The sequence below is a fragment of the Aeromonas sp. ZOR0002 genome (assembly GCF_963866995.1).
Lineage (GTDB): Bacteria > Pseudomonadota > Gammaproteobacteria > Enterobacterales > Aeromonadaceae > Aeromonas > Aeromonas caviae.
Window position 1 is genome coordinate 1 of the sequence record NZ_CAWMFQ010000203.1, and the last position, 12,474, is coordinate 12,474.

13 protein-coding genes are annotated in these 12,474 nt (G+C 61.6%); 1 reads left to right on the forward strand and 12 read right to left on the reverse strand.

The genetic code is table 11. The annotated features are described in order from the left end of the window. The 6 genes from AACR77_RS11860 to AACR77_RS11885 all read right to left on the reverse strand — a co-directional run. A partial coding sequence (locus AACR77_RS11860; protein ID WP_042881724.1) for a hypothetical protein occupies nt 1-356 on the reverse strand: 356 nt, incomplete at its 3' end. A gap of 9 nt (nt 357-365) precedes the next feature. Next, nucleotides 366-1,412 (reverse strand): hypothetical protein, encoded by a 1,047-nt coding sequence (locus AACR77_RS11865; protein WP_042881726.1) that lies wholly within the window; start codon nt 1,410-1,412, stop codon nt 366-368. Continuing rightward, complete coding sequence (locus tag AACR77_RS11870; RefSeq protein ID WP_042881728.1) at nt 1,413-1,673, reverse strand: hypothetical protein; 261 nt, start codon at nt 1,671-1,673, stop codon at nt 1,413-1,415. It lies immediately after the preceding gene. 38 nt (nt 1,674-1,711) lie between these two features. Continuing rightward, nucleotides 1,712-5,173 (reverse strand): hypothetical protein, encoded by a 3,462-nt coding sequence (locus AACR77_RS11875; protein WP_042881730.1) that lies wholly within the window; start codon nt 5,171-5,173, stop codon nt 1,712-1,714. A 3-nt stretch (nt 5,174-5,176) separates the two neighbouring features. Further along, the gene (locus tag AACR77_RS11880; protein ID WP_042881731.1) at nt 5,177-5,554 is read right to left on the reverse strand and encodes a hypothetical protein; all 378 of its coding nucleotides are present in this window, start codon (nt 5,552-5,554) and stop codon (nt 5,177-5,179) included. After that, entirely contained in the window at nt 5,551-9,135 is a 3,585-nt protein-coding gene (locus tag AACR77_RS11885; protein ID WP_042881733.1) for a tape measure protein, read from the reverse strand. The genes AACR77_RS11880 and AACR77_RS11885 overlap by 4 nt, the downstream gene beginning before the upstream one ends. A gap of 99 nt (nt 9,136-9,234) precedes the next feature. Here AACR77_RS11885 and AACR77_RS11890 point away from each other — a divergent pair, with 99 nt between their 5' ends. After that, nucleotides 9,235-9,594, forward strand: coding sequence for a hypothetical protein (locus AACR77_RS11890; RefSeq protein ID WP_042881735.1), 360 nt, complete (start codon nt 9,235-9,237; stop codon nt 9,592-9,594). A 42-nt stretch (nt 9,595-9,636) separates the two neighbouring features. Here AACR77_RS11890 and AACR77_RS11895 read toward each other — a convergent pair whose 3' ends face one another. Genes AACR77_RS11895 through AACR77_RS11920 form a run of 6 tightly spaced genes read right to left on the reverse strand, consistent with a single transcriptional unit; the run spans nt 9,637 to nt 12,452 of the window. Then, complete coding sequence (locus AACR77_RS11895) at nt 9,637-10,386, reverse strand: phage tail tube protein (RefSeq protein ID WP_042881737.1); 750 nt, start codon at nt 10,384-10,386, stop codon at nt 9,637-9,639. A gap of 39 nt (nt 10,387-10,425) precedes the next feature. Further along, nucleotides 10,426-10,848: a hypothetical protein gene (locus AACR77_RS11900; protein WP_042881739.1), complete on the reverse strand. Its 423-nt coding sequence runs from the start codon at nt 10,846-10,848 to the stop codon at nt 10,426-10,428. Next, nucleotides 10,845-11,402, reverse strand: coding sequence for a phage tail protein (locus tag AACR77_RS11905; RefSeq protein WP_042881741.1), 558 nt, complete (start codon nt 11,400-11,402; stop codon nt 10,845-10,847). Before AACR77_RS11905 ends, AACR77_RS11900 begins: the two co-directional genes overlap by 4 nt. Continuing rightward, nucleotides 11,402-11,941: a head-tail joining protein gene (locus AACR77_RS11910; RefSeq protein WP_042881743.1), complete on the reverse strand. Its 540-nt coding sequence runs from the start codon at nt 11,939-11,941 to the stop codon at nt 11,402-11,404. The genes AACR77_RS11905 and AACR77_RS11910 overlap by 1 nt, the downstream gene beginning before the upstream one ends. Nucleotides 11,942-11,949: 8 nt before the next feature. After that, nucleotides 11,950-12,261 carry a head-tail connector protein gene (locus AACR77_RS11915; protein ID WP_042881744.1) on the reverse strand — a complete coding sequence of 104 codons (312 nt, stop codon included), beginning with the start codon at nt 12,259-12,261 and terminating at the stop codon, nt 11,950-11,952. Nucleotides 12,262-12,263: 2 nt separating this feature from the next. After that, entirely contained in the window at nt 12,264-12,452 is a 189-nt protein-coding gene (locus AACR77_RS11920; protein ID WP_042881746.1) for a hypothetical protein, read from the reverse strand. Between the last annotated feature and the right edge of the window lie 22 nt (nt 12,453-12,474).

Below are 12,474 nucleotides of genomic sequence, written 5' to 3' on the forward strand. Positions count from 1 at the left end.
CACAGTTGATAGATGCGCTCGGCCTGCCAGGTTTCTCCATACTGCGAGAGCCCCACCACCAGCACCTTGCCCTGGTAGGTCAGCCACTCGGCGGCGAAGGCTCCATCGCCGCCGCTGGTCACCTCGGCCAGCACCTGGTACTGACCATCGGCCGGCTCTGCGCTCAACACCAGCACCTCGCGGGCGCGGCCGATATTGCGCACCGTGACCACCCCGGCCACCCGGCCGGTGATGGTACGCTCCAGCCAGTCGGGTACATCGAAGGCAAGCTGATCCCACGCAGGCACAACATAGGAGGCCAGCGCATCAAAGTTGACAGTCAGGCCAGGTACGGTCAGCTGGTATGGTGTCGCCATTACCGCTCCTTATACCGGCAGGCCGGTAATGAGGTCGCACAGCACAGGTTTGATGGGACCATGCAACTGGGGTTGGAAAACAGGGTCTGGTGTGAAGAGGGCAGCCCCGACGGTCAGGGAGGATGAGGTTGACCAGGGTTCCGGGGGCAAACTGGTGCCGCTGTTGCCCGCCGTGGTGCAGAGGTAGCGAAAACCGTTGGGGGTAGCCGGATGAATGATGTCGCCCAGCACATACGCCTTGCTGGCGACCAGGGGGGCACCATAGGGCTCATAGGTGGCGACCATGACCGCATCGCTATAAAAACCACAGGGCAGGCTAAACGAGCCGTCAGCAGCGGCCATTGTGTCATTGATGCGGGCAAAGTCAGCCACGCTCAAGGCTCGCACGAAACGCGGCTTGGGGCTGCCGCCAGTCTTTACCTGGCCCTTGACCAAATACCCCTGCCGCAAGTGACTGACATCCTGCCTGAGCAGTCGGGGCGGGCTAGCACCATCAAGGGTCCATCGGGCGGGATCATAGCTTGAATAGCGATCCGGATTATAGGGATCCGCTACGCTACGCAGGTCAGTAAATGCAGAGGGACAAGTGACAGATGTGGGCAGCACCACGCTAGAGACGCCGGTCAAGCCGGTACCGGTTTTGTACCAGTTCACTCCGCTCATGGTGCAGCGCGTATAGGTTGACGTGCCAGAGGTGTGCCCTAATCGACCATCGATAAAGGCAACATCATTAAAGGCTGAACTACCAAAATAGTTGCCATTAACGTGGCCCCAATAAAAGTTGCGCAGGGTGAGCTGGTTAAAGGTCACTGCGTGGGTGTTGCCATAGAGATGCTTGAGGTTGTCGATGGCATACCCATTACCGTTTAACGTCGCGAGCGCAGAGGATACTTGGCTGAAGGTGAAGGCCGACAGATCAAGGTCGGTAACCAGCGACGCAAACACCCCGGCTCTGAATATATCGACACTGAAAAACTGCACTGCGGCCGCGATACTGTGGATAACGTAGGGATCGGTGCTTGACCCGGAACCCTTTAAATAGTCACTTATCGCCATCTATGCCTCCACCGGCCCCAGCACCATGGGGGCCAATTGTCGTCCTGTGGTATCCCAGCACATCACGATGACCGGGCCTGAATAGTCGCAATCGAGCTGCCATGCCCCCGACGAGTTTGTCGTGGTGTGGGCCAGCACCCAGCGCCCCACCCTGGGCGGGGAGGAGCCGGGGATCACCCCGGCAAAGCGCGGCAAGGCCAGCACCACGGCATCGGCCAGCAGCACGCCCTGGTCATTGACACTGCCTGATAGTCGCTGCATGGCGCGGCTCCTCGTCGTTGCTCATGGCCGGCGGCCGCTTAATCGGCATCGCCGCGCTGGAAGACCTCGAAGCGGTCGTCCGGGTGGGTGGCACGGCCGACGCTGATGCAGCGCAGCAACCAGATGGGGGCCAGCGCCGAGCTGGTATCGAAGCGCACCACGTTGTTGTTGGCCCAACCGCTGGAGAAACCCGCCGCCTCCAGCACAAAGAAAGGCGTGCCGGTGTTGGGGTTGAGGGGGGCCAGGTCCGTGGTCAGGTTGCCAGAGGCGATCAACCCCCGCGTCTTGCCGATGACGTTGTAAGTAGAGGTGCCGGTGAACACCAGCGCCCACTGCTCATCTACCGCGCCCCGGTCGGTTACCTGCAGCGGGTGATCCGCCCAGTTGTAGTTCGCGCTGATGGCCCCGCCCACCGGCGCACTGCCCCAGTTCGGGCTGGCGCTGTTCCAGCTCTGCTGGACGAAGTTGTTGGCCCAGCTGGCAAAGCGGTCGCCAAACTGCAGGCAGGAGCTGACCATGGTTTCCCCGGCCGGATAGTCGTGTACCAGTGGGTCGGCCAGGGTCAGGTCGCCAGAGATCTGCACATCCAGCACCAGGCTCATGTGCTCGATGCGGTTGACGAAGGTGAGCGGCGCAGTCACCGCCGCACCGGTGTCATCCACCAGGCTGTAGCCTGCGTTCAGGGTCAGCAGACCGCTGTCCCGATCCTCGGTGTACTGGGAGGGCGCGAGGCGCTTGCCATTGGCCCCCACCAGGTAGAGGTCAGCCACATAGTCGCGACCGGCGTCGAGCACGGCGCCACCGGCGGGCTCCCCCACCCCTTGGGAGGCAGTGTGGGAGAGCACCAGGGTGTCGCCATCCTGGTAGATGGGTACCTTGCCATCGGCGGGCAGGCGCACCGGATCCAGCCCGATACGAGCGGCATCCAGCGGCAAGGCGGTGAGCAACACGGTGTTGTAGCGGGCCGAGCTCGCCAGGATCGGCTTGGCAAAGCTCGCTTTCACCACCCCGGTGTTGGTGTTGACCGTCCCCGTCACCCCCTCGCCCACCAGGTCCCCCTGGGCATCGGCGCTGGCATTCACCAGGGAGCCGTCAAAGGCCACCGCGATCAGCTGGAAGTTGGCCTGCTTGAGCGGGCTGCCGGGGGTGCGGAAGGTCAGCGCATTGGCAAACGCCGCCGTCACCACCCGGGCGCAGGAGAGCAGCGTGAGGTTGCCGGTGAAGCCGTTGAGATCGGAGAGCACCACCCGCCCGATCCCCAGATCCACCCGGCCAACCCGGCTCCCGGCCCCGGTGCGGGAGTCCGGGTTCTTCCAGAGGATGCCATCCCGCTCGATGTAGTGGGTGCTGCCATCGGTAAACCAGAGCGAACCGGTAAGAATGTTGGGCTTGCCCAGCAGGAAATCGAGCTCTGGCGCATTGACTTGGCTTGTGATGGGGGCGGTACCTGGGCCCATCTCCAGCGCCTGCCAGCTACCTGGGCCCACCATCTCCTCCTGCAGGTTGACGGTCTGATACCCCTGCTCTGTGATGTAATACTGGTAGCTGTAACTCTGTGACCAGCTGAACGAAAACGCCCCGGTCACGTTGTCGATCGTCCCCACCACAGCCCCGTCCCGCAGCAGGTTGCCCGCCCCGTCATCGCGAATATCGATCACCTGGGTGGTGTAATAGCCATCCCCCTGGGCATGGAAACGCCCCGCGTGATTGAAGCGGCGCACCGCATAGCGCAGCAGGAAGCTGCGCGGCTTGAACGCCTGCCCCACCGACCCGCTCGCGCTCTGATTGCCCGCCCCCGGGATCACCACCTCCCCCAGCAGGCGAGTATCCGGGGTGTAGGTCAGGGAGTAGAGCCCGTCGCTGGGCAGCACACTCGGGGTGAACTCGATCAGCCCGTCCACCTCGCTCACGGTGCCGCTACCGCTGCCGGACAGTTCCCCCTGGTCGTTGCTCGTGAGGCTGTATCCGGTACTGCCGTTGACCCAGCTGACCTGCAACGAACCCGGCAGGATGCCATCCGGCAACTCCAGTCGCTGGTGCTTGCCGACCGTCTTGCTGCCGAGCAGCAACTCCACCGCTATCCCCTGGGCGGGCTGGTACTGCACGATGATCTCGCTCTCGGCATCCGGCAGGGCGGCAGTGGTGACGGCCAGGGAGCCGGTCACGAAGTTCTGGGTACCAGAGCCCTGCCCCACCAACTGGCCGCTGCCGTTGTCTTCAAGCTGCTGCCACTTGCCCAGCGCCCGGTACAAAACCCGCAATGTGCCAGGCATGGGGATGGCGGCGGAGAAGTCGAACGTCCAGTTAAATGTCCTGCTGGCGATGCTCACCTCCCGGCTCACGCTGATGAGGTTGCCCAGGATCCGCACCGCCGGGGTGTAGCTGGCGGTGGCCGAGCCGGTAAAGCTGCCCGCATTGCGCCAGGCATCGACCTGACCGGTCTCGAAGTTCACGGTCAGCTTGCTGAAGTTGTTGTTGCCACTTTGGAACTTCAACTCCCCGCTGCCATTGTCCTTGAACACGCCCCCATCGATCGTGAGTTGCAGGGAGCCGCGCGTGGGCACCCGCTCCAGATAGCTGCGGGTCTGGCTGCCCGCCACCAGAGCAAACTGGAGGGGGCGAGTCACGGCATTGCCCGAGGGCTGCATGATCGCCAGATCGGTGGCGGCAGAGCGGTTGGTCAGCAGGTTCTCGCCATAGGCGCTCGGCACGATCGGCTTGTAGACCGAGTTGACCCGCACCTGCAGATCCCCAGGCTGGGCTGGCCGCGCCAATGCAGTGACCCCGTAATAGCGGGCCGCATCCGCTACCGTGGTGGTAAGGATATCGGCCACCTGGTTGCCGTTCGAGGTGGTAGAGCCGGTCGGATACGGGGTGCCGCCATAGAAGGTAAAGGCGAGCCTGGCCGTGATCTTGAGGGTGCAGACCCGCCGTACCAGCGTCTTGAACTCACCACCGTGTTCATAGGTGAAGGTCTGCTCGTGGGCCTCGTATTCAGCGATCTTGATGTACTGCTCATAGGCAGCCTTGGTGTCAGGGTCTACGCCCCGCAGCAGCAGGGTACCGCCCAGTTCCGGCTCGGGGGCGGAGACTTCCTGAAACGCGAGGAGCATCCGCTGCCCCTTGTACTGGTCGCCGAGCAGGTACATGCGGGCGCTGATGCCGGGCACCAGGTAGCTCTCGATGGCGTTCTTGACCTCGACCCGGGTGTCGGTCGGAGTGCCCGCAAAGGCGATCATGTTGACGTGGCTGTCGGCGGCGTCCTTGCTTACCATGAAGTGGGAGCCCAGGTACACCTCCTGGGTATCCACCGCCACCCCGCCAAAGATCTTGCGGATGTTGACCCGGCCCTGGGTGCGGTCGAGGCGGCTGGTGTCGGGGAACAGGTTGTTGACCTGCCCATCGATCACCAGGCGGCCGGTCGGCAACCCACCGCCGTTGTCTTCATCCGTCAGCCTGGCCGACTCGTAGATGACAATATCTTTTGCAGTGATGGGCATGGGTTACTCCAATGTGATGAACCGTAGCGTGACTTCGTATTGAGCATCCGGATTCAGCCAAGGCTCCGCCTCGGGGCTGATGGGGGTGGCTTCAATAGGGGTAGTAGGGTGATCCCAGGTGACCTTGAACACGGTGTTCGCCAGGTTAAGCAGCAGTGGAGGTGGGTCGGTTAGAGTGGCTCGCAGAGCGTCAAGTTGCTCTCTGCTGAGCCATGCACCGTCAGAGACCAGATGGATGGCTCGCCCCCCTTTTTGAATACCGAATTGCAGCACCGGATCCCCGGTGACTGCATGTTCAAGGCTTTGCACCACCGGGGTGTGCGCAAGTTCGTTTGGCCATGACATATCATCAGGCAAATCAATGCCATTTAGCTGGATCATGTTTTGTTCAACCCCGCCTGTTCCAGGATGTTGAGCAGGTTGTTCAGACCCTTCTCATCTGCCCGAAGCTTTGCCTCCGGGGCACCGGGGAGTTGCAGGATAATGGTGACCTGTTTCTCTGCTTGCTGGGCTTGTGGGGTCGGCTGATACGCCTGCTGGGAAACTACAGGTTGGCTTGCTGCTGGCGGACTCTTTGCAACTTCCTTCTGCTGTGCCTTGTTCAGCTCGCTCTGGAGCTGCGCACGCATGGCCTCCATCTCCTTCTGGAACTTCTCGCCGTAGTATTTGCTCCACTCGCTGTAGGCGGGGATGTCCCTGACCTTCTTGCTGTAGCGAGCCAGCTCCTCTTCCACGCCCGCGAGCGTGTTGGCCAGGGCATCGGCGTTGCCGCGGAGCTGGTTGATATCCACCGTCTTGTAGAAGAAAGAGCCAGCGCCAACGGTACGCGTGACATCCCCTCGCCCTGTACCCGACAAGGCAGAGCTGCCACCACTCGTACTGCTGATGGCGTCTTCCACATCGGCTTTGGTCTTTTTGGCCTCGTCCTGCACCCCTTTGAGGTTTTCCCTCATGGTGTCGGTCGCACTCTTCGACTTGTCTGCCGCGGTGTTGAAGCCATCACCAATCTCTGCTGCTTTCGCTTTGGTTTGGCGGATATGATCATCCAGATAGGTAAGCCCGCGTCCTTGCTCCTGTGCAGAGACCTTTCCCGCCTGCCCTACCGATAACCAGACCTTTCTCAGCTCCTCCAGCTCTTGCGCCGTGTCTGCCTTGTTGACGGCCGCCTTCATGGCGGCGGCAATATCCTGCGAGGTGGCATTCACATCGGTAGCAACAGCACGGAAGGTGTCGATGGTCTGGCGGCCCACGGCATCAATGCCGGTATGGAGTGCTTGATAATCCACACCCAGGCGGCGCAGCTTTTCAGACAGTACCGACTCCGTGATCTGGGCTGTGCTGATGGCACCATTTTTCATGGTGTCAAAAGCTGCCATTGACTGGACCTTCAACACCTCGAGATCCTGCAGGCTCATGTCCTGCAGACTCTTGCGCAACCCCGCATCAATTTCGGTCTGGGTGACTTTGCCCTGCTCCTTGAGCGTCTCGAACGCCAGCCCAAGGTTTTGCAATGAGGTCGGATCGCCAATCTGCAGATTGCTGAACAGGGTGTTTATCGTGGTTGCCGTCTCCCCGCCTTTGGCCTTGAGCTGGTCAAAACTGCTGATCAGGTTCAGTACCGCAGGACGGCTTTTGGCTTCCATCACCTGAGCGGACATATCTGCTGCTGCGGCCAGATTGGCAAACCCCTGGCGCATGCTGGCCAGCGCAGCATCGGCCTGGTACTGCATGGCCTCGGCTTTGAGCCCGGAGGCTTCAAGCGCCTTTTGCACCTGCAACTGGCCCGTCAGGTACTCTCGATGACCCTTGAGCCGCTGCTCGTAGGCAGCCCGTTCGGTTGCTGACAGCTTGGCAACTTCCTGTGCAGTGAGGATCTGCACATTCTTGAACTCATCGAACTGCGCCATGGTGGTCATGCCCTGGCGCTGCAGTTGGGCGAAGAAGGCGCGAGACTGCTCGGCTACTCGCTGCTCAACCTCCCCAGCCTCGCCCATCCTGGCCGCCCAGACCCCGGCGTCTTCGGCCAGTTTGGCCAACCCCTTGCCACCCTCGTAGGCCAACGTGGCCAGGGCAGCATAGGCGGCAGCAGTGCCAAGCCCGATCCGGCTGAGCATGCCGCCGGCCTTGTTCCCCTTCTTGGCCATCTCCTCCATGGACTCGCCCGCTTTCTTGGTATCCGGGGTCACGCGGGTTTTCAGAATGTCGGCGAACTTGAGCAGATCGGTGCTCCACTGCACCACCTTCATGGTTGCCCAGGCTTTAACCGCCAGCGCAATCGCACCGCGCCACTCAACCAGTCCCTCCACAAATTCGCGCAGGCCTACCACGGCCACCTTCAGGCCATCCGATACTTGGCGGGCCCAGGCGGCCAGGCTACCGTCGGCGGCGGCCGCTTTGATCTGGCTGGTGACGCTCTGCAACTCACCTTTGATGAAGTCAAAAATGCCCGCATCTGCCACGGCCAGTTCGACCCGATTCAGCTCCTCAAGAAAGTTCGACCAGATCCCGCTGAAGGTCTTTGACATGGCCTCAGAGGCACCCGCCGCATCCTGTCCCATCGCCTTGATCAACAGCTCGATCTCATTTCGGCCCAGCTTGCCTGCCGAGGCCATGGCGATGATCTCGTCAGTGGTCTTGCCCATGGCTTTCGCCAGAAGCTGAGCTGCCGGTACCGAGCGTTCGTTGAGCTGGTTCATCTCCTCGGCTTGCAGCTTGCCCTTGGTATAGGCCTGGCCGAGGGCGGTGATGACCCCTTCCAGATCCTGATACGTGCCGGCCGTCTTGGCGGTGTAATCGGCGGCGGCCTGCAGCACCCCGTTATAGGGATCCAGCCCGAAGTTCTTCGCCTTGATGAAAGCAGTCGTGATCTCGTTGAGCTGGAACGGGGTCTTCTCATTGAACTCCCGCAACCAGGCCAGTGCCTTTTCACCGCCGGCGGCGCTCCCCTCCACGCTCTTGAGCGAAACGCTCAGCCGCTCCATCTCATCGGCGGTGCGGATCATGCCGGTGGTGCGGGCAATCAGCTGATCAAAGCTGAGGTAGGCCGCTGCCGCACCAGTGATGCGGCCGATAAAGTCCCGCCAACTCCCACTCCCGCTCTGCACGCTTTGGTGCAGGCTGTCAGTGTTCTGCTCGGCCTGCTTGGCCTTCTTGCTGTATGCCTCCATCCCGGCGGCAGACGAGCGCAATTGCGTGGCCTGCCCAGCAAGCTGGCTCTTCAGATAAGCCACCTGGGTTCCGGCCTGTTGGCTGGCCGTTTCAATCCGCTTCTGCTCGCTGGCCAGCTTGCGGGTGTCGACCCCAGCCTCGGTCAGGGCGCGGCGCAGCCCATTGAGCGTGCTGTTCTGCCGTTGATATTGGCTATCAAGGGATTGCACTTCCCGGCGAGCAGCGTTGAACTCCCGGGCCTGCTGACGCAGCGCCTTCTCGCTGGCATCCAGTCCGTTCTTGAGGGCATTGGTTTGCCCCGCGCTCTCTTTGTACTGGTCCCCCAGCAGACGAACCTGATCCCGCGCATCCTTGAGCGCCTGGCGCTGCTCCTTGGTGACGCTGGTCGCCTCACTGTTGGCCTGGCGCAGCAGATCCACCTTGGCCTTGGCTTCCGCATGAGCGCTCGCCAGCCGCTCGGTCTCCTGCCGACTGGTGCTGTAGGCAGCATTGGACGCCGTCAGCTCTTTCTTGGCATCCGCCAGTGCTTTGCCCATGCCGGTGGCCCTGGTGCGGGCAGCCTCCAGCCCCTCACCCAGATCGGCGGTGCTGCGCTTGAGGTTGGCGAACTGGGTCAGAGTGGCGTTCTGCTCACCGAGGCGCTGCAACTCATCCCCCAGGGAGCCGACCTGCTCGCTGCTCGACTCGGTCTCCCCACCCAGGGTATCCACCTCGGTGATGAGCTTGCTGATCTCGGCCAGCCCCTCAACGGCGGCACGGATCCGCAGCTGGATATCGGTGTCATTGCTGGCCATAGAAATCCTCAGAAATGAAAAAACCCGCCGAAGCGGGTACCAAAAAAACCTATATTGAAAAGTGCAATTTACTGACCGGGTTATTCTTCAGGGGAAGGTATGGATGTGTTCGAGTTATTGCTGATCGCAATAGGAGGATTTTTCGTAATCGGAGCTCTTCTCGCCATCATTGCTACTGGAGCATGGGTCTTCCTCATTCCCATCGCATTACTGTTTTTAGTTAACTCATATCCCGCAGTGTCCTTTGCCCTACTGTTCTTGTTCATTTCCAGCGTCAAGTATCTGGCGATTAAAGAGAAAGATGGATTAACGCCACAGGTTTTCCTGATGGACGTACTAGCCACTTCAGCCGGCTATAGTGCTTTTGCCGTAGCGGTAGTAATCCTACTTGGAGAGTTATTTTCTGGATTCGGTGCAACTGGTGGGGTTGAGGTCTGTACCAGGTCTTACTGCCCATAACCATGCTTTTTCTATGGGGGAGAACTCCTCCCCCATTCCCCACTAGTTCAAAATCTCCATCCGATACGGCTCGGACTTGCCGGGCTGGGTGACCAGCGAGCCTTCCAGCTCCCCTTCCATAAACTCGCCACTCATCAGCGCCAGTGCGCCCTGGGCGGCCAGCATGGCCTGGTCGATGGTGACGCGCACCCGCTGGCCGGGGTTGGCCAGGTTCTCGCCGTCGATCAGGAAGTAGCGCGGCTTGAGGGTCTCGGTGGTGCCGGTGTAGGTGGTGCCGGTCACGGCCGCCTTGGTGTAGCTCACCTTGCAAGCGACAGCCGCCGTGTCGTTCAGCGCCATCACCATGTTGCCATTCACCTTGTAATCGGTGTCGAGCACCAGCGTGGTGCTGCCGCTGGCGAGTTTCACGACGATGGTACCGGGCTTGATGTAGGCATTGCCCAACTCGACCCATCCCTCTTTACTGAGGGTCACCGGTTCATCCACCACCGGAGCCTCGGCCTGGGTGAAGGCCACCTGCTTGCCGGCGATAGCATCGGCCAGCAGCTGCTTGGTCATGGAGTCCCACTTCAGGGAGAGCTTGGCCGGGTCCTTCGGCAGTTGAACCGAGTCCAGCGCCTGGCCGAAGGTGCTGCGCTTCTTGGAGATGCGCGACTTTTCCTCGGTGGTCGGCGGGGTGACGGTGATCTCGTTGACGTTGATGGGGCCAATCAGGGGCCCTTTCACGCCATTGGTGATTTCGGCGATGTAGACATCACCGGCCAGCAGCAGGCCTTTGTCGGTAAATGACATGCTTGGATGCTCCTATGGTATCCAGATGGTGGTGCCAACCTAGAGGCTGGCGGTATAGGTGAGGCTGAATTGGATGGAGGTCAGCAAGGTGTCGCTGCCGATTTCTTCGGGTTCCAGATTAATGGTGCCCACCGAGATAGCGAGCAGCGTCGTACCCGGCAGGGGGATCCCCGCCGTCGAGGGCACCAGCGCCGCCAGCACCTCTGACAGCAGCTGGTCACGCCCGGCACGTCCGGCACTCACCGACTGGTAGAGATCCACCTGAATGTTGCGGGTGCGCTTCCACTCCCGCCCCCGCCGCTCCGGTTTGCCCTCGGTCAGTTCCCGAAAATGGGCCAGCGGCAGCGGGGTGTGCTGGTCGATCTGCGGGTCGCTGTCGCATACCCTGTCTTCTGGCGACAGTGAAGGCACGCTGCGCAATTTGGCCAGCAGCGCATCGATGATGACGGTCGCTTCGGTCATGTCACTCTCCTGGTGAAGGTGCTGGCAAGGTTGGCTTGCAGCTCATCGAGGAACTGCTCGGTGATGATGTCGTTCCACCAACCCCGCAGGCCCACACCGCCCGCCATCACCAGTCGCGGCTTGCCGGCTTTCGCATAACGGATCATCGGTCGACGTTTCTTGCCGTAGGGGTTGATAAAGCCGTAGACCTGCACGCGCTTGCCGCCCCGCAGCACCCAGACGCTGGCCCGGGTGCCGGTGCCATCGGTGCGCTGACTGGCAAACTTGACTCGGCTGAACGGGATCTTCTTCAGGTCCAGGCTGATGGTGGCGACGTCGCTGGTCGCGGTCGCCTTGTCGAGTCGGATCCTCGCCCTCACCGAGGCGGTGTTGAATCCATCGGCGGCAATCCGGTTGACCATGTCACTCCGAGTGGCGGTGGCCACGTCATTGACTGCGGCCACCAGCTGCTTGCGGATCGTGGCAGGAAGCGCCTTGAATGCATCGACGCTCTCGCTCAGGCCAGTGACGTTGATCGCCCTGGCCCTGCGCTTTCGGCTTAGCCCGCCCGGCATCAGACCACCATCATCCGGAGCGTGGTGCCGTTGTCACTGCCCTCTATCAGCCCATCGATACGGTATTGCCGTCCCCGCAAGGTGATCTGGTCACCCTGGCGTGCAAAGGGGGGGACGAGTTCAGGCAGGATCAGGTCTATCTGGTGTCGCGGTTCGCTGCGGGCCCCCACCATCACGTTCTCAGCCGCCAAGAAGGCGGTGACCGGATAAGGCTCCCCCTGCTTCGGGGTGTAGGTGGCGGGCTCGCCGGAGAGTTTGCGGGCCGAGATCTGCAAGGCGCCAGGCTCGATGGCGGTATCTTCGATCAAGTACCAGCAGGCATTCCCCTTCAGCAACTGCCCGGGCAGGATATCGCCCCGTGCTCGCACCGTGATCAGGGTCGATCCGGTTGCATAGATGCTGCCCTGTGCCTCGCGCCCTGCCGCCTTCGGGTCAATGATCTTCGCCCACAGTTTGCCAAGCAGCGGCCATTCCGGGGGCGTGCCGGTTGCGGCGCCAAAGCGCGTCAGCCGGGTGTCGAGTTCGCCACTTTTAAGCATGCGTCCTCCTAGCCCACCACGATGTCACGATAGGGGTGGATCAGCGAGTCATACGCCAGCGGCAGAGTCGTGGCGATGGTGCCTGTCACCACGGCCTCCCGGTTGGTATACCAGTGGCCGATCAGCAGCAGGGCCGCCAGCTTGAGCGCAGGGGTGAGAGGCTGCCCCTCCTCCCCTGCTGCCACCAGCGGCTTGTTGATGTCGGACTGGATGTGGCTGATCGCCGCTTCAATCAAACCGGCCAGCAACGCATCTTCGTCGGTCATCTCCGGTTCGATTCGGCACTGTGCCTTGGCCTCTACCACGGTGATCAGCAACATGTTTACTCCTTACCTTCAACCGACTCGCCACCTTCGGTTGGGGAATAGAGCACGGCTACGCCGCCGTCGATCAGGGCCTGCGCCCTGGCATCGTCAAAACCGGTGATGTCGCCGGGGCTGTAGTTCTTGAAGGGGCGGATGACCTTGATAATGGTCAGGGCGGACTCGTCCGCCTTTACGGGTTTGGCCATGATGGCTCTCCTGAACGGTCTG

What these genes read in the sequence shown, in the direction of transcription:
- AACR77_RS11865 (WP_042881726.1), bottom strand. Translation starts at nt 1,412, where the DNA reads ATGGCGATAAGTGACTATTTAAAGGGTTCCGGGTCAAGCACCGATCCC.
- AACR77_RS11870 (WP_042881728.1), bottom strand. Translation starts at nt 1,673, where the DNA reads ATGCAGCGACTATCAGGCAGTGTCAATGACCAGGGCGTGCTGCTGGCC.
- AACR77_RS11875 (WP_042881730.1), bottom strand. Translation starts at nt 5,173, where the DNA reads ATGCCCATCACTGCAAAAGATATTGTCATCTACGAGTCGGCCAGGCTG.
- AACR77_RS11880 (WP_042881731.1), bottom strand. Translation starts at nt 5,554, where the DNA reads ATGATCCAGCTAAATGGCATTGATTTGCCTGATGATATGTCATGGCCA.
- AACR77_RS11885 (WP_042881733.1), bottom strand. Translation starts at nt 9,135, where the DNA reads ATGGCCAGCAATGACACCGATATCCAGCTGCGGATCCGTGCCGCCGTT.
- AACR77_RS11890 (WP_042881735.1), top strand. Translation starts at nt 9,235, where the DNA reads ATGGATGTGTTCGAGTTATTGCTGATCGCAATAGGAGGATTTTTCGTA.
- AACR77_RS11895 (WP_042881737.1), bottom strand. Translation starts at nt 10,386, where the DNA reads ATGTCATTTACCGACAAAGGCCTGCTGCTGGCCGGTGATGTCTACATC.
- AACR77_RS11900 (WP_042881739.1), bottom strand. Translation starts at nt 10,848, where the DNA reads ATGACCGAAGCGACCGTCATCATCGATGCGCTGCTGGCCAAATTGCGC.
- AACR77_RS11905 (WP_042881741.1), bottom strand. Translation starts at nt 11,402, where the DNA reads ATGCCGGGCGGGCTAAGCCGAAAGCGCAGGGCCAGGGCGATCAACGTC.
- AACR77_RS11910 (WP_042881743.1), bottom strand. Translation starts at nt 11,941, where the DNA reads ATGCTTAAAAGTGGCGAACTCGACACCCGGCTGACGCGCTTTGGCGCC.
- AACR77_RS11915 (WP_042881744.1), bottom strand. Translation starts at nt 12,261, where the DNA reads ATGTTGCTGATCACCGTGGTAGAGGCCAAGGCACAGTGCCGAATCGAA.
- AACR77_RS11920 (WP_042881746.1), bottom strand. Translation starts at nt 12,452, where the DNA reads ATGGCCAAACCCGTAAAGGCGGACGAGTCCGCCCTGACCATTATCAAG.